Consider the following 14,776-nt stretch of genomic DNA (forward strand, 5'->3'; position numbering starts at 1 on the left):
GCTTCACTCGCCCGGCGGTCCCGGGGGTGCGCTGTCCGGCTCCGGGCCCGCGTACCCCTTCCTGAGCTCACCGATGACGCCGAAGGCCGCCGCGCACAGCGGCACGGCGAGCAGCATGCCGAGGATGCCCGCGACGCTCGCTCCGGCTGTCAGGGCGATCATGATCATGGCGGGGTGCATCTGGACCGTACGGCTCTGGATCACCGGCTGGAGCACGTGCCCTTCGAGCACCTGCACCGCCAGGACCACCCCGAGGGCCCAGAGGGCGATGACGAGCCCCCGGTCGGCGAGCGCGACCAGGACGGCCACCGCGCCGGAGAGGAACGCCCCGAGGTACGGGATGTACGCCCCGACGAAGACCAGCGCGCCCAGTCCCACCGCCCCGGGGACGCCGAGGATCAGCAGGCCCACGGTGATGCACACGGCGTCGATCAGCGCGATGAACGTGGTGCCCCGCATGAAGCCCTCGACGGCCTCGAAGGCCCGCCGCCCCACGGCCTCCACCAGGTCACCGGTGCCGCGCGGGGCGATCGTGTGCGCGAGGTCCGCGGCCCGGTCGGAGTCGCGCAGGAAGAAGAAGGTGAGCAGCAGGGCCAGCACCCCGGCCGCGGCGAACGAGCCGACCAGGCTGATCCCGCTGAGCAGGCCGCCCGCCGCCCCGGCGCCGAACTTCTCGAAGAGGTTCCTGGCGTTGTCCGCGAGGTCGTCCACGTCCGCGCCGTCCGCGACACCGAAGTGGTCGATGAGCCACTGGCCCGCGTCCTTGAGCGACGCCACGATCTGGCCGCCGGTGTCGATGAGCGCCGTCACGACGATGTACCCGGCGCCGCCGGCCACCGCCACGAGAGCGGCGCAGGTCAGCCCGGCGGCGAGCGAGCGGTTCACCCCGCGCGCGGTCAGCCGGCGGTGGACGGGGCCGAGCAGCGCCGTACCGAGCAGGGCGAGCAGGACGGGCGTGACGGCCGTCTTGAGCACGACGCACAGCCAGACGGCGACCGCGGCGACTCCGGTGACGAGGAGCACGACGCCGCACCACGCGGCCGTCCGGCGCGCAGCGTCGGGGAGGAGAGGCTTCGGGGTCTGCACCCTCCCACCCGATCACGGTGCGGGTACGACGGCCCGCCCGCCCGGGCGTCCGGGTGACGGACCGTCACCCGCACCGCGGCGGGCGGACGGGGTGTCACATGCCGTGGACGGCGGGCACGGTGCCGAGGCGGCCGGCCTGGAAGTCCTCGAACGCCTGCCTGAGCTCGGCCTGGCTGTTCATCACGAACGGCCCGTAGTGCGCCATCGGCTCACGGATCGGGCGCCCGCCGAGCAGGACGATCTCCAGGTCGGGGGTGCTGCCGTCCTGGGACTCGTCGGCCCGGACCGTCAGCGAGGTACCGCTGCCGAAGACGGCGGTCTGCCCCTTGTGGACCGGCCGGCGCTCCGCACCCGCCGTGCCGCGCCCTGCCAGCACGTACGCGAGCGCGTTGAAGTCCTCGCGCCACGGCAGGGTCACCTCGGCGCCGGGGCGGACGGTGGCGTGGATCATGGAGATGGGGGTGTGGGTGATCCCCGGACCCTCGTGCCCGTCGAGCTCCCCCGCGATGACACGGAGCAGCGCGCCGCCGTCCGGTGAGGCGAGCAGCTGGACCTGGCGACCGCGGATGTCCTGGTAGCGGGGGGCCATCATCTTGTCGGCCTTGGGCAGGTTCACCCAGAGCTGGAGGCCGTGGAAGAGGCCGCCGGACATGACGAGGGACTCCGGCGGCGCCTCGATGTGCAGCAGGCCGGAGCCCGCCGTCATCCACTGGGTGTCACCGTTCTCGATGGTCCCGCCGCCGCCGTTGCTGTCCTGGTGGACGAAGGTTCCGTCGATCAGGTACGTCACGGTCTCGAAGCCGCGGTGCGGGTGCCAGGGGGTGCCCTTCGGCTCACCCGCCGCGTACTCCACCTCACCCATCTGGTCCATCATGATGAACGGGTCGAGGTGCTTGTAGCTGATGCCCGCGAAGGCGCGGCGCACGGGGAAGCCCTCCCCCTCGAAGCCGGTGGGCGCGGTCGTGACCGTGAGCACGGGGCGGGCCACGGCGTCGCCCTGGGCCGCGACCTTGGGCAGGCTGAGCGGGTTTTCGACGGTCACTGCGGGCATGGGAGCCACCTCCGGGATTGTCCTGCCTCCAATTTAGTTGAACGATGAACATCTTGCAAGGGCGCGGCATTCCACCCCCGCCCCGGGCAGCACGAAGGCCCGCACCCCGGAGGGTGCGGGCCTACCTGAAGAACCGGGACAGCCCCTAGCCGTACATGCGGCGCATCGCGAAGTCGACCATCTGCTCCACGGCCTTCGCGTCGAAGACCATGCGGTGGTCACCCTCCATGTCCAGGACGAAGCCGTACCCGGTGGGCAGCAGGTCGATCACCTCGGAGCCGGTGATCACGAAGTACTTGGACTCCTTGCCCGCGTACAGGCGCAGCTCCTTCAGCGTCGTGAACATGGGGATCACCGGCTGCTGGGTGTTGTGCAGGGCCAGGAACCCCGGATTGTCCCCGCGCGGGCAGTAGACCTTGGAGGTCGCGAAGATCTGCTGGAAGTCCTCCGCGGAGAGGGAGCCCGTGGTGAAGGCCCGGACCGCGTCCGCCAGGGACGGGGGCGAGGGTTCGGGATAGAGCGGCTGCTCGCCGTAGCCGCCGCCCATCTGCTGCTGCGCGCCCGGGTTCTGGTCATAGCCGTACATGCCGCAAAGAGTAATCGGACACATCATCCCCTTGAGGGGTTGCGTCTTATTACTGACGGGTAGCATCATCGTAGGGGTCGGCTGACACACGTACGCCGGCTCGTCGCCCGACCCTCACCCCTCCCCGGGGCGTTGCGCGCCACTGCTATTGATTACGGAGCCTTCCCATGGGGCACTACAAGTCGAATCTCCGCGACATCGAGTTCAACCTCTTCGAGGTTCTCGGGCGCGACAAGGTGTACGGCACCGGCACGTTCGCCGAGATGGACGTCGACACCGCGAAGACCATCCTCGACGAGATCAACCGCCTCGCGGAGAACGAGCTGGCCGACTCCTTCGCGGACGCCGACCGCAACCCGCCGGTCTTCGACCCGGAGACGAACACCGCTCCGGTCCCCGAGACGTTCCGCAGGTCGTACCAGGCGTTCATGAACTCCGAGTACTGGCGTCTGGGCCTGCCCGAGGAGATCGGCGGCACCACCTCGCCGCGCTCCCTGATCTGGGGTTACGCGGAGCTGCTGCTCGGCTCCAACCCCGCCGTCTGGATGTACTCCTCCGGCCCGGCCTTCGCCGGCATCCTCTTCGACGAGGGCAACGAGGCGCAGAAGAAGATCGCCGAGATCGCCGTCGAGAAGCAGTGGGGCTCGACGATGGTGCTGACCGAGCCCGACGCGGGTTCGGACGTCGGCGCCGGCCGCACGAAGGCCGTCGAGCAGGAGGACGGCTCCTGGCACATCGAGGGTGTCAAGCGCTTCATCACCTCGGGCGAGCACGACATGTCCGAGAACATCCTCCACTACGTGCTGGCACGCCCCGAGGGCGCCGGCCCGGGCACCAAGGGTCTGTCGCTCTACATGGTCCCCAAGTTCCACTTCGACTGGACCACCGGCGAGCTGGGCGAGCGCAACGGCGTGTACGCGACGAACGTCGAGCACAAGATGGGCCTGAAGGCGTCCAACACGTGCGAGATGACGTTCGGTGACCGGCACCCCGCCAAGGGCTGGCTGGTCGGTGACAAGCACGACGGCATCCGCCAGATGTTCCGCATCATCGAGTTCGCCCGCATGATGGTCGGCACGAAGGCCATCGCGACCCTGTCCACGGGGTACCTGAACGCGCTGGAGTACGCCAAGGAGCGCGTCCAGGGCACCGACCTGTCGCAGTTCATGGACAAGACGGCGCCCAAGGTCACCATCACGCACCACCCCGACGTACGCCGCTCGCTCATGACGCAGAAGGCGTACGCGGAGGGCATGCGCTCCCTCGTGCTCTACACCGCCACGGTCCAGGACGCGATCCAGGAGAAGGAGGCCGCGGGCGAGGACGCCAAGGCGCTGCACGGCCTCAACGACCTGCTGCTCCCGATCGTGAAGGGTTACGGCTCCGAGAAGTCCTACGAGCAGCTCGCGCAGTCGCTCCAGACGTTCGGCGGTTCCGGTTACCTCCAGGAGTACCCGGTCGAGCAGTACATCCGGGACGCCAAGATCGACACCCTCTACGAGGGCACGACGGCGATCCAGGGCCAGGACTTCTTCTTCCGGAAGATCGTCCGCGACCAGGGCGCCTCGCTCAACACGCTCTCCGAGGAGATCAAGAAGTTCCTCGCCGAGCACCAGGGCAACGACGACCTCGGCTCCGCGGTCGACTCGCTCGCCAAGGCGGCCGTGGACCTGGAGGCGATCGTCGGCACGATGATCACCGACCTCACCACGACCGGCGAGGACGTCAGGAACATCTACAAGGTGGGTCTCAACACCACCCGCCTGCTGATGGCGTCCGGTGACGTCGTCGTCGGTTACCTGCTGCTCAGGGGCGCGGCCGTGGCCGCCGAGAAGCTGCGGAGCGCCTCCGCCAAGGACGTCGCCTTCTACCAGGGCAAGATCGCCGCCGCGAAGTTCTTCGCCGCGAACGTCCTGCCGGGCGTCGGCGCCGAGCGCGTGCTCGCGGAGACCGTCGACAACTCGCTGATGGAGCTGGACGAGGCCGCGTTCTAGAGCCGCCGTTCCGGAGCAGGGCCCGCCCCCGCCGGGGCGGGCCTTCGCCATGACCGGCCACGGCCGGGGCGGGGACGAGCCGTCCGCGAAGCTCTGGTCCGGCCTCGCTCCGGGCCCTTCTGCTCCGCCTCGTTACAGTGAAGAACATGAGCTCATCCCTCCGCTTCGACCGCGGGCACACCGACGATCTGATGGCCTTCCTGATGGCCAGCCCCTCGCCCTACCACGCGGTGGCGTCCGCCGCGGCGCGGCTGGAGAAGGCCGGTTTCCGGCAGGTCGAGGAGACCGCGGCGTGGGACGCCTCCACCGGGGGGAAGTACGTGCTGCGGGGCGGGGCGATCATCGCCTGGTACGTGCCGGAGGGCGCCGAACCCCACACCCCGTTCCGCATCGCCGGAGCCCACACCGACTCGCCGAACCTGCGGGTCAAGCCGCTGCCCGACTCCGGGTCGTACGGCTGGCGCCAGGTCGCCGTCGAGATCTACGGCGGGACGCTCCTGAACACCTGGCTGGACCGGGACCTGGGCCTCGCGGGCCGGATCTCGCTGCGCGACGGTTCGCACCGGCTGGTCAACATCGACCGGGCCCTCCTGCGCGTACCGCAGCTCGCCGTCCACCTGGACCGGTCCTCCAACACCGAGGGCCTCAAGCTCGACCGGCAGAAGCACATGCAGCCCATCTGGGGACTCGGTGACGTCGAGGAGGGCGGCCTGATCCGCTTCGTCGCCGAGGAGGCGGGCGTCGACGCGGAGGACGTGACCGGCTGGGACCTGATGCCGCACGCCATCGAGCCGCCGTCCTACCTGGGCCGGGACCGGGAGCTGCTGGCCGGGCCCCGGATGGACAACCTGCTCTCCGTGCACGCGGCGACCGCGGCGCTCGCCGCCGTCGCGGGTCTGCCGGACGAGGAGATCCCGTACATCCCGGTGCTCGCCGCGTTCGACCACGAGGAGAACGGCTCGCAGTCCGACACCGGCGCCGACGGCCCGCTACTCGGCACCGTCCTGGAGCGCTCCGTCTTCGCCCGGGGCGGCAGTCTCGATGACCGCGCCCGGGCGATGGCCGGCACCGTCTGCCTCTCCTCCGACACCGGGCACGCGGTGCACCCGAACTACCCGGAGCGTCACGACCCCACGCACCACCCGGTCGCCAACGGCGGACCGATCCTCAAGGTGAACGTCAACATGCGGTACGCGACCGACGGCAGGGGGCGTGCCGTGTTCGCGGCGGCGTGCGAGAAGGCGGGCGTGCCGTGGCAGACGTTCGTCTCCAACAACGCGATGCCGTGCGGTACGACGATCGGACCGATCACCGCCGCCCGCCACGGCATCCAGACCGTGGACATCGGCGTGGCCATCCTGTCGATGCACAGCGCCCGCGAACTGTGCGGCGCCGACGACCCGTACCTGCTGGCCAACGCGCTCACGGCGTTCCTGGCGGGCTGAAACAGGCTGTTACGCCGGGGTGGTCCGGAACCTGCGCCGGTACTCCGTCGGTGTCGTGTCCAGCCTGCGGCGGAAGGCCCTGACCAGGGTGTCGGTGGTGTTGAAGCCACAGGCCGACGCCACCCGTTCGAGGGTGGCGTCGGTGGATTCGAGCTGGTTGCGCGCCATCTCCACGCGGACCGACTCGATGTACGCGTGCGGCGTGGTGCCGAGTTCGCTCTTGAAGATCCGGGTGAGCTGCCGGTCGCTGATGTGGCCGCACGCGGCCAGGTCCGCGACGGTGAGCGCCTCACCGATGTTGCGCATGATGTAGTGCCGCAGGTCCTCGATGCGCCGGGTCGTGGAGACCTGCTCCAGCGGGACGCTGAACTGGCTCTGCCCGCTGGGCCGCTTCAGGTACATCACGAGCTGCCGGGCCACCCGCAGCGCGATGGCCTCGCCCAGGTCGTCGGCGATGAGGGCGAGCGAGAGGTCCAGACAGGCGCTGATCCCCGCACCGGTCCACACGTCCCCCTCCCGGATGAAGATCGGGTCCGCGTCGACCTCGACCAGCGGATGGTCGGCGGCGAGCTGCTGGGCCGTCGACCAGTGGGTGGTGGCGCGCTTGCCGTCGAGGAGTCCGGCGGCGGCGAGGATGTGCGCGCCGACGCAGACGGAGGTGACCCTGCGCGTCCGCCCGGCGAGCTGCGCCACCCGGCGCACCACCGCGGGGTCGGTGAGCGGGTGCACGCGGCCCTCGCCGTCGACCTGTACCGCCCCGGGCACGATGAGGGTGTCGATGCTCCGCACCGACAGGTCGTCGAAGGTGGCGTCGGGAAGGATGCGGACCCCGGCGGCGGTGGTGACCGGGTCCAGGGTCTCGGCGGCGAGGACCACGTCGTAGCCCGCCGCCTCCTCCGTCTCGCGGCGCGCGAGGGAGAACACCTCGGGCGGTCCTGTGACGTCGAGCAGGTCGACGCCTTCGAAGAGGACGATGACGATCAGTCGTTCGACGGTACTCACTGGGCCCCCGGGTTCGGCGAAATCGCATGTCGGTTTCTGCATGCTAGATGACATTGCCGACACGCGGCGTGGGCCATAGCGTCTTCAGTGCAGCCCGCCGCACCGGCGGACCGCCCTCCCCGACACGAAACCCTCAGGTGCCACAGCCATGCCCAGAACCACGCTGCGCCAGCTCAACGGCCTCGACGACACCCCCGCGAAGCTCGCCGACGCCACCCTGATCCTCGTCGACTACCAGAACACCTACACGACCGGCGTGATGGAGCTGGACGGCTGGCAGGCCGCGCTCGACGCCGCCGCGGCTCTCCTGGCGCGGGCCCGCCAGGAGGGCACGAAGGTCATCCACGTCATCAACGACGGTGGCGAAGGCACCCCGTACGACATCCGGGCCGAGATCGGCCGGATTCACCCGAGCGTGGCGCCGGTCGAGGGTGAGCCCGTCGTCGTCAAGCAGGCCCCGGACTCCTTCGTCGGCACCGACCTGGGCGGGCACGTCGACGCCGCGGGGAAGAACGACCTGGTCATCGCCGGGTTCATGACGCACATGTGCGTGGCGTTCACCGCCCAGGGGGCCTTCCTGCGCGGCAACCGGCCCACCGTCGTGGCCGACGCCAGCGCCACCCGTTCCCTGCCCGTCGCGGGCACCGAACTGGACGCCTGCCAGGTGCACTACAGCGCCCTCGCCACCATCGCCGACCTGTACGGGGTCGTCGTCCCCTCCCAGAAGGAGATCTCCTGATGAAGCTGTCGCGTTCCGCCGTCGCCCTGGGTGCCGCCATCGTCCTCGCCGCCACCGCCACCGCGTGCGGCACCGACTCCGAGGCCGCCTCGCGTGAGGACAAGCCGTCCGCCCCCGCCGCCGGGCAGAACGTCGCGAAGGACACGACCACGCTGCGGGAGCTCAACAAGTTCGACGAGACTCCGGCCACGCTCTCCGACGCGACGCTCATCCTCGTCGACTACCAGAACACCTACACCGAGGGCGTGATGGAGCTCGACGGATGGAAGCCGGCGGTGCACAACGCCGAAGCGCTGCTGGTACGGGCCCGCGAGGCCGGCACACCCGTCATCCACATCGTCGACAAGGGGTACGACCTCACGTCGAAGGCGGGGCAGATCATCCCGGCGCTCAAGCCGGCCAAGGGCGAACCCGTCGTCGAGAAGAGCGTCCCCAACGGCTTCCACGGCACCGACCTCGCCGAGCAGGTCAAGAAGGCCGGCCACGAGAACGTCATCATCGCCGGGTTCATGACCAACATGTGCACGCTGTTCACCACCCAGGGCGCGTTCCTCAACGGCAACAAGCCGACCGTGGTCGCCGACGCGTCCGCGACCCGGCCGCTGCCGCTGAACGGCAAGCCGAACGGCGTCCCCGCGCAGCAGGTCCACGAAGCAGCGCTCGCCACCGTCCAGGACCTCTACGGAGTCGTGGTCCCTTCGCAGAAGTCGATCGGCTGACACCAGGCTCCCCCAAGCCCCCCAAGCCCCCCCTTGAACTCCCCCCACTTTCCCCCACACCCCCCACACCGCAAAGGAAGCACGACTCCCACCACGGAAAGACGGGGCAATGGCAACACGCAGAGGATTCCTGGGTACCGCGTCGGCCGTAGGGGCGGCCACGCTGCTCACTTCGGCACAGTCGGCCACCAGCGCGACGGCCGCACCGGCCGCGGGCATCACCGCGACCGACGAGAAGTCGGCCCGGGACGCGATACGCGGCGTCAACACGGCGATGCGCACGAACTACGCGTCCCTGAAGTCGGAACTGGTCAAACAGCTCAGCCCGGTCGTCGTCGTCCAGAACAACGCCGTCGGCGGCCGCTTCACCCTGATCAACGAGGGCAGACAGATCGAGACGGTCGATCCTGTCCCCGAGTACTTCGAACTGGCCAAGTCCATCGCCCACATACCCCTGGGCGTCTACTCGGTGCTGGCGCCCTACCTCAGCGACCAGGTCCCCAACATCACCAACGCGGCGCGCATCGACCCGCACGACCTGGAGATGATCGTCTTCAAGGCGCCGGGCGACAAGGGCTGGATCACCCCGCTGAACGCCTTCCGGGCGACGCTGAACACGGCGTACACGAAGCTGGCCACGGCCAACCTCCCGCTCGACCTGGAGAACTCCTGCGACACGATCCTGCGGGAGGCCATGGCCTTCATCGACAGGTCCGTCAAGGCCCAGACGTTCGACATGGTGTCCTTCAACCGCTTCGCCGCCACCGTCTACCCGGCCATCCGCGTCAACATGACCTTCGCGGCCACCGCGCAGATCAACGGCCTCGAAGCACTGATGAAGCGGTGGCGCACGCTGCTCGGCGAGAAGGCGTGGAGCGACCTGTACGTCACGGTGCTGTCGATCTGGACCACGGCCGAGCTGAACCAGGCGTCCATCATCATCCGGCGCACCATGAACCAGATGAAGGTGGACACCCACCTGATCGACCTGCCGACGGTGGAGACCCCTTCGGACCCGATCTTCGTGGCGCTGGACAACCTGGCACGCATCGTCCAGGACAACCTCGCGGCCGAGATGGTCTTCAACACCGACCTGAAGGTGGCTGACGCCCTCAAGGGCGAGGAGGACCTGCTCTCCGACGAGATCCTCAAGCAGATCGGCGGCACGGCGCCGACCGCACGTACCGCCGCCTTCGGCGGAGCGGCGACCGGTGCCTGCCCGATCACCGGGCGCACCGCGGCAGTGTGATCACCGGGCACCCCGGCCTCCGTGGCCGGGGTGCCCTTCCTCTTCCCGACTGCCCTGCGGGGCATGGCCGTTGCCGTCCGGGGTACGCGACCCGTACACGGGCCCGGAGAATCCGGGCCATCGAGGAGGCAGACTCATGGGACTCGGAGGGTGCATCATCCTCATCGGTGCGGGGGCAGTTCTCGCCTTCGCCACCGACTGGAAAATGGACACCGTCAACGTCGACATGGTCGGCTGGATCATGATGCTCGTCGGCCTCGTCGGGGTCTTCGCGTACGCGAGCATCGCGCGCCGCCGCCGCATGGTCGTGCCACCCACCACGGTCGTGTCGGAGGATGACCGCCGCTACCCGTAAGGGTCCGCGGCACGGCGTACGCGTGCCCGGCCGGGGGCACGTCCCTCCGCTCACCCACGTGCGGGGTCCGGCCGCTCGGCACCGTCTCCCTCGACACACATCCGGGCCCCTGTCCCGCTCGGGCCCGCCGAGCGCCGCAGCCTGCTCACCGCCCTGCTGCCGCGCCGAGATACTTCCGAGCACCGGCTCCCCGAGCGGAGCGTGGGCCCGGACCGGTGGGAAACCCCCGGTCCGGGCTCTCCTGCGCGCCCGTACCCTCCCAGGCGGTGGACAGCGCCGCCCACCGGAAGACGATCAGGCGTCGTCCATGCCCGCGAGCACCAGCGGCAGCCGGGAGACACCGCCCGGGGTCACCCGCAGGGGGACGCCCCAGTCCTGCTGGTGGACATGGCAGGCCGGGTACTCGTTCTCCGGGTCGTCGTCACAGGAGGCCGCCATCGCCGAGACGTGCAGCACGCCCTCGGTGACCCCGTCCGCCAGGACCAGATCGCGGAACAGGTCGGTACCGGGACCCGCGCCCCGGGCCAGCAGCTCCGGCGGGGTCGAGGAGACCAGCAGCCGGGTCGAAGGGCCGTACCGGGTGTCCAGCTTCTGACCGGCCGGCGCCTGGAAGACCACGTCGAGCCTGAGCGCTCCCGGCGCCACCTCGGTGGCCGCCCGCCGGGTCCGGTGGGCCTCGCCCGCCACGCGTACGGCCTCCTCGGGCAGCCGCAGCCGGGTCAGCCGGTGCCGGGCCGACTCCACCACGACCAGATCGCCGTCGACCAGCACCGCGTCGCTCGGCTCCCGCACGTCCGTGGCCAGCGTGGTGACCTCGCCGCTCCCGGGGTCGTACCGCCGCAGGGCGTGGTTGTACGTGTCGCAGACGGCGACGGACCCGTCCGGCAGCGCGGTCACGCCCAGCGGGTGCTGGAAGAGTGCCTGGCCTGCGGCGCCGTCGCGGTGGCCGAAGTCGAAGAGCCCGGTGCCGACCGCGGTGCACACGGAGCCGTCGCTCTCCACGTAGCGCAGCGCGGACGTCTCCGGGTCCGCGACCCACAGGCGTGACCCGTCGACGGAGGTGGCGAGACCGGACGGCTGCGCGAACCACGCCTCGGCTCCGGGCCCGTCGACCAGCCCCTCGTTCGTCGTGCCCGCCTCGACCCGTACGGTCAGCGTGCCCGGGTCGTACGACCACAGCTGGTGCACGCCGGCCATCGCGATCCACAGGCGGTCACCGAACCAGGCGATGTCCCACGGGGAGGAGAGATCGACGTCCCTGGCCGGGCCCTGGTTCGGCGCCCCCTGCCACCACTGGCGCCCGGTCCCGGCGAGCGTGGTCGTCAGCCCCGTCCGGAGATCGAGGGCCCGGATCGCGTGGTTGACCGTGTCGGCGACGGCGATACGCCCATCCGGCAGCACAGCGAGTCCCTGCGGCTCGCTGAACCTGGCCTCATCCGGCCCGCCGTCCACCAGCCCGCGCTCGCCCGAACCGACGTACCGGCGGACGGTCTCGCCGTCCCCGTCCAGCTCCACCAGGCGGTGGCGTGTCGTGTCGGAGACCAGGAAACCGCCGTCCGGGAGCACCAGCGCCTTGCCCGGGAAGCGCAGAGAGGTGGCCACCGGCTCGGGAGCGACGTAGGGACCGTCGCCCCGCCGCAGCGTGCCCTTCTCCCCGTGCTCGGCCTCCAGCTCCTCCACCAGCTTCTCGATGGCGTGCGCGTGCCCCTCACCGGCGTGCTGCGCGACGACGTACCCCTCGGGGTCCACGACCACGAGCGTCGGCCAGGCCCGTACGGCGTACTGCTTCCAGGTGGCCAGCTCGGGATCGTCCAGGACCGGGTGGTGCACCCCGTACCGCTCGACGGCGTCGACGACGGCCTGGTGCTCCGCCTCGTGCACGAACTTCGGCGAGTGCACGCCGATGATCACCACCGTGTCGCGGTGCTTCTCCTCCAGTTCGCGCAGCTCGTCGAGGACATGCAGGCAGTTCACACAGCAGAACGTCCAGAAGTCCAGGATGACAATGCGTCCCCGCAGGTCAGCGAGGGTGTACTGCTTACCGCCTGTGTTGAGCCAGCCACCCTTGCCGATCAGCTCGGGGGCCCGGACGCGCGCACGTGTAGCCATACCGACAGTCAACATCACCACGCCCCGCGCGCATTCCGGCGGGGGGTCGGGGAGCCTGGGGGCATGAGACTTCTCGTACGTGAGCGACTGTTCTCCGTGGGTGACGACTACTGGATCGAGGACGTCGAGGGGCGGAAGGTCTTCCTGGTCGACGGCAAGGCCATGCGGCTGCGGGACACCTTCGAGCTGAAGGACACCCAGGGCCGGGTCCTGATCGAGCTGCGGCAGAAGCTGATCAGTCTGCGGGACACGATGGTCATCGAACGGAACGGCGAGGAGCTGGCCACGGTCAGGCGCAAGCGGCTGTCCCTGCTGCGCAACCACTACCGCGTGACCCTGGTCGACGGCACCGAACTCGACGTCAGCGGACGTGTCCTGGACCGCGAGTTCGCCATCGACTACGACGGGGAGCTGCTCGCCCAGATCTCCCGGCGCTGGCTCACCGTGCGCGACACGTACGGAATCGATGTCGTCCGGGAGGACGCCGACGCGGCCCTGCTCATCGCCGTGGCGATGTGCGTGATCGTGCTCGCGGACAAGGAGCGGTGACCCGGCGTCTGTTTCACGTGAAACAGGCACCGGCCTTCCCATGCGGCAGGCGCCCGCCCCCGAGGGTCAGCGCGGCGGGGCCAGGCCGAGGCGGCGGTCCTTGAGGGCCGGGAACTGGTCCCGGGTGGCGGCGGTCCTGGCCGGGTCGAACTCCACGGTCAGGATCTCCTCGCCCGCCCCCGCCTCGGCCAGCACCTCGCCCCAGGGGTCGACGGCGATGCTGTGCCCGGCCTGCGGGACACCTGCGTGGGTGCCCGCGGTACCCACGGCGAGGACGTACGCCTGGTTCTCGACGGCGCGGGCGCGCGCCAGCAGCGTCCAGTGCGCGCGGCGGCGTTCCGGCCAGCCGGCCGCGACGACCAGGGTCTCGGCGCCCGCGTCGACGAGCCCGCGGAACAGCTCCGGGAAGCGCAGGTCGTAACAGGTGGCGAGGCCCAGTGTGGTCTGCGGGAGGGCGGCCGTGACCAGCTCCTCGCCCGCGCCCATCATGACCGCCTCACCCTCGTCGAAGCCGAAGAGGTGGATCTTGCGGTAGGAGGCCACCCGTTCGCCCTCGGGCGAGAAGACCAGCGAGGTGTTGAAGAGGACGCCGTCCGCCGCCCTTTCGACGAAGGAGCCGGCGTGCAGCCAGACCCCGGCGTCCGCAGCGGCCTTCGCCATCAGCTGGTGCGTGGGTCCTTCGAAGGGTTCGGCCTCGTCCTCGAAAGCGGTGTAGGCGAAGGCTCCGACCGGCCAGAGCTCGGGAAGAACCACCAGGTCCGAGCCTCGCTGGGCGACGATCATCGAAGCCGCGCGGTCCCTGCGGGCATGGACGGATTCGCCTGGTTCTACTGCGATCTGGATGAGGGAGGCGCGCACACTACCACCGTCCTGGCATTCGAGCCGTCAACACGGGCCTACGATCGTCACACGAAAGCACTGCCGGGGTGCCTGCTCGCAGCGTAACTTAGCCAACGAACCTCAACCGCAGACACAGCATCCCGCAGACAGCGCCGTCAGTTCCGGCCAGTACGCCGGTACTACCTGCTCTCCAGCCCATGCACCGCAGAACCGCACGAGGGGTCCCGTGACCGTCCATCCCAGCCTCCAGAACTACGCCGACGCCTGGACCCACTCCATCGAGTCGATATCCGAGCTGGTGAAGCCGCTCGTCGAAGGTGAGTGGAATCGCCGTACGCCGTGCCCCGGCTGGTCGCTGCGCGACATCGTCTCGCACATCATCGGCATGGAGTGCGAACAGCTCGGCGACCCCCGCCCGATCCACACGCTGCCACGCGATCTCTACCACGTGCAGAACGACTTCACCCGGTACATGGAGATGCAGGTCGACGTGCGGCGCCACCACACCGCACCGGAGATGACCTCCGAGCTGGAGTACACCGTCATCCGCCGCGCCCGCCAGCTGCGCAACGAGTCACGTGCCCCCGAGACCATGGTCCGGGCGCCCCTGGGCAAGGAACAGACGCTTGAACGGGCGCTGCACATGCGCGCCTTCGATGTCTGGGTGCACGAGCAGGACCTGCGGGTGACACTGGGTCAGCCGGGCAACCTGGACTCCCCCGGCGCTCTCGTCGCCCGGGACACCCTGCTCGACGCGCTGCCCAAGGTCGTCGCCAAAGACGCGGGCGCCCCCGCCAACTCGGCGGTCGTGCTCGATGTGCACGGCCCCGTCGAGTTCCTGCGCACGGTCCGGGTGGACGCGGACGGCCGCGGTTCGATCGACGGCGCACCCTCCCTCGGGCCGGCCGTGTCGCTGGCGATGGACTGGGAGACCTACTACCGCCTCGCCTGCGGCAGGGTCCGGGCGACCTCGGTCGCGGACCGGATCAAGGTCGACGGCGACCAGGATCTCGGCGCCGCGATCCTGCGCCACTTCGCCGTGACCCCGTAGT

The 14,776-nt window shown here is 70.0% G+C and carries 14 protein-coding genes; 8 read left to right on the forward strand and 6 right to left on the reverse strand.

The window, feature by feature from the left end; translation table 11 throughout:
* Positions 1 to 3: 3 nt before the first annotated feature.
* The 3 genes from Sfulv_RS13895 to Sfulv_RS13905 form a co-directional block, all read right to left on the reverse strand.
* Positions 4 to 1,086, reverse strand: a complete 1,083-nt coding sequence (locus Sfulv_RS13895; RefSeq protein WP_173313989.1) for an AI-2E family transporter — start codon at positions 1,084 to 1,086, stop codon at positions 4 to 6.
* Between the two features lie 94 nt (positions 1,087 to 1,180).
* Positions 1,181 to 2,137: a pirin family protein gene (locus Sfulv_RS13900; RefSeq protein ID WP_173313990.1), complete on the reverse strand. Its 957-nt coding sequence runs from the start codon at positions 2,135 to 2,137 to the stop codon at positions 1,181 to 1,183.
* 145 nt (positions 2,138 to 2,282) lie between these two features.
* The gene (locus tag Sfulv_RS13905) at positions 2,283 to 2,723 is read right to left on the reverse strand and encodes an SseB family protein (protein ID WP_173313991.1); all 441 of its coding nucleotides are present in this window, start codon (positions 2,721 to 2,723) and stop codon (positions 2,283 to 2,285) included.
* Positions 2,724 to 2,890: 167 nt separating this feature from the next.
* Between Sfulv_RS13905 and Sfulv_RS13910 the strand changes: the two genes are divergently transcribed.
* Both Sfulv_RS13910 and Sfulv_RS13915 read left to right on the forward strand, forming a co-directional pair.
* Positions 2,891 to 4,717: an acyl-CoA dehydrogenase gene (locus tag Sfulv_RS13910; RefSeq protein ID WP_173313992.1), complete on the forward strand. Its 1,827-nt coding sequence runs from the start codon at positions 2,891 to 2,893 to the stop codon at positions 4,715 to 4,717.
* Positions 4,718 to 4,863: 146 nt separating this feature from the next.
* Positions 4,864 to 6,162 carry a M18 family aminopeptidase gene (locus tag Sfulv_RS13915; protein ID WP_173313993.1) on the forward strand — a complete coding sequence of 433 codons (1,299 nt, stop codon included), beginning with the start codon at positions 4,864 to 4,866 and terminating at the stop codon, positions 6,160 to 6,162.
* 9 nt (positions 6,163 to 6,171) lie between these two features.
* On the opposite strand, the gene Sfulv_RS13920 is transcribed toward Sfulv_RS13915, so the two are convergent.
* A complete protein-coding gene (locus tag Sfulv_RS13920) occupies positions 6,172 to 7,164 on the reverse strand; it encodes a GlxA family transcriptional regulator (protein ID WP_173313994.1) in 993 nt (330 codons plus the stop codon).
* 148 nt (positions 7,165 to 7,312) lie between these two features.
* On the opposite strand from Sfulv_RS13920, the gene Sfulv_RS13925 reads away from it, so the two are divergent.
* From Sfulv_RS13925 to Sfulv_RS13940, 4 genes are all read left to right on the forward strand, one after another.
* The gene (locus Sfulv_RS13925) at positions 7,313 to 7,903 is read left to right on the forward strand and encodes an isochorismatase family protein (protein ID WP_173313995.1); all 591 of its coding nucleotides are present in this window, start codon (positions 7,313 to 7,315) and stop codon (positions 7,901 to 7,903) included.
* A complete protein-coding gene (locus Sfulv_RS13930) occupies positions 7,903 to 8,622 on the forward strand; it encodes a cysteine hydrolase family protein (RefSeq protein WP_173313996.1) in 720 nt (239 codons plus the stop codon). The genes Sfulv_RS13925 and Sfulv_RS13930 overlap by 1 nt, the downstream gene beginning before the upstream one ends.
* Before the next feature lie 109 nt (positions 8,623 to 8,731).
* Entirely contained in the window at positions 8,732 to 9,871 is a 1,140-nt protein-coding gene (locus Sfulv_RS13935; RefSeq protein WP_246353116.1) for a hypothetical protein, read from the forward strand.
* A gap of 136 nt (positions 9,872 to 10,007) precedes the next feature.
* Positions 10,008 to 10,226: a DUF6458 family protein gene (locus tag Sfulv_RS13940; protein WP_173313997.1), complete on the forward strand. Its 219-nt coding sequence runs from the start codon at positions 10,008 to 10,010 to the stop codon at positions 10,224 to 10,226.
* Positions 10,227 to 10,520: 294 nt separating this feature from the next.
* Here the strand turns inward: Sfulv_RS13940 and Sfulv_RS13945 are convergent, their stop codons facing one another.
* Complete coding sequence (locus tag Sfulv_RS13945) at positions 10,521 to 12,335, reverse strand: NHL domain-containing thioredoxin family protein (protein WP_173313998.1); 1,815 nt, start codon at positions 12,333 to 12,335, stop codon at positions 10,521 to 10,523.
* Between the two features lie 63 nt (positions 12,336 to 12,398).
* On the opposite strand from Sfulv_RS13945, the gene Sfulv_RS13950 reads away from it, so the two are divergent.
* Positions 12,399 to 12,884: an LURP-one-related/scramblase family protein gene (locus tag Sfulv_RS13950; RefSeq protein ID WP_173313999.1), complete on the forward strand. Its 486-nt coding sequence runs from the start codon at positions 12,399 to 12,401 to the stop codon at positions 12,882 to 12,884.
* A 66-nt stretch (positions 12,885 to 12,950) separates the two neighbouring features.
* Here the strand turns inward: Sfulv_RS13950 and Sfulv_RS13955 are convergent, their stop codons facing one another.
* A complete protein-coding gene (locus tag Sfulv_RS13955) occupies positions 12,951 to 13,742 on the reverse strand; it encodes a carbon-nitrogen family hydrolase (protein WP_173314000.1) in 792 nt (263 codons plus the stop codon).
* Between the two features lie 208 nt (positions 13,743 to 13,950).
* Between Sfulv_RS13955 and Sfulv_RS13960 the strand changes: the two genes are divergently transcribed.
* Complete coding sequence (locus Sfulv_RS13960; protein WP_173314001.1) at positions 13,951 to 14,775, forward strand: maleylpyruvate isomerase family mycothiol-dependent enzyme; 825 nt, start codon at positions 13,951 to 13,953, stop codon at positions 14,773 to 14,775.
* Position 14,776: the final 1 nt, after the last annotated feature.

Origin of the sequence: Streptomyces fulvorobeus, from assembly GCF_013167895.1 — a bacterium.
In the GTDB taxonomy this organism is placed as follows: domain Bacteria; phylum Actinomycetota; class Actinomycetes; order Streptomycetales; family Streptomycetaceae; genus Streptomyces; species Streptomyces fulvorobeus.

Coding starts and splice junctions, on each gene's coding strand:
- Sfulv_RS13935 (WP_246353116.1), top strand. CDS start 8,732: ATGGCAACACGCAGAGGATTCCTGGGTACCGCGTCGGCCGTAGGGGCG.
- Sfulv_RS13915 (WP_173313993.1), top strand. CDS start 4,864: ATGAGCTCATCCCTCCGCTTCGACCGCGGGCACACCGACGATCTGATG.
- Sfulv_RS13940 (WP_173313997.1), top strand. CDS start 10,008: ATGGGACTCGGAGGGTGCATCATCCTCATCGGTGCGGGGGCAGTTCTC.
- Sfulv_RS13930 (WP_173313996.1), top strand. CDS start 7,903: ATGAAGCTGTCGCGTTCCGCCGTCGCCCTGGGTGCCGCCATCGTCCTC.
- Sfulv_RS13900 (WP_173313990.1), bottom strand. CDS start 2,137: ATGCCCGCAGTGACCGTCGAAAACCCGCTCAGCCTGCCCAAGGTCGCG.
- Sfulv_RS13905 (WP_173313991.1), bottom strand. CDS start 2,723: ATGTACGGCTATGACCAGAACCCGGGCGCGCAGCAGCAGATGGGCGGC.
- Sfulv_RS13945 (WP_173313998.1), bottom strand. CDS start 12,335: ATGGCTACACGTGCGCGCGTCCGGGCCCCCGAGCTGATCGGCAAGGGT.
- Sfulv_RS13925 (WP_173313995.1), top strand. CDS start 7,313: ATGCCCAGAACCACGCTGCGCCAGCTCAACGGCCTCGACGACACCCCC.
- Sfulv_RS13950 (WP_173313999.1), top strand. CDS start 12,399: ATGAGACTTCTCGTACGTGAGCGACTGTTCTCCGTGGGTGACGACTAC.
- Sfulv_RS13910 (WP_173313992.1), top strand. CDS start 2,891: ATGGGGCACTACAAGTCGAATCTCCGCGACATCGAGTTCAACCTCTTC.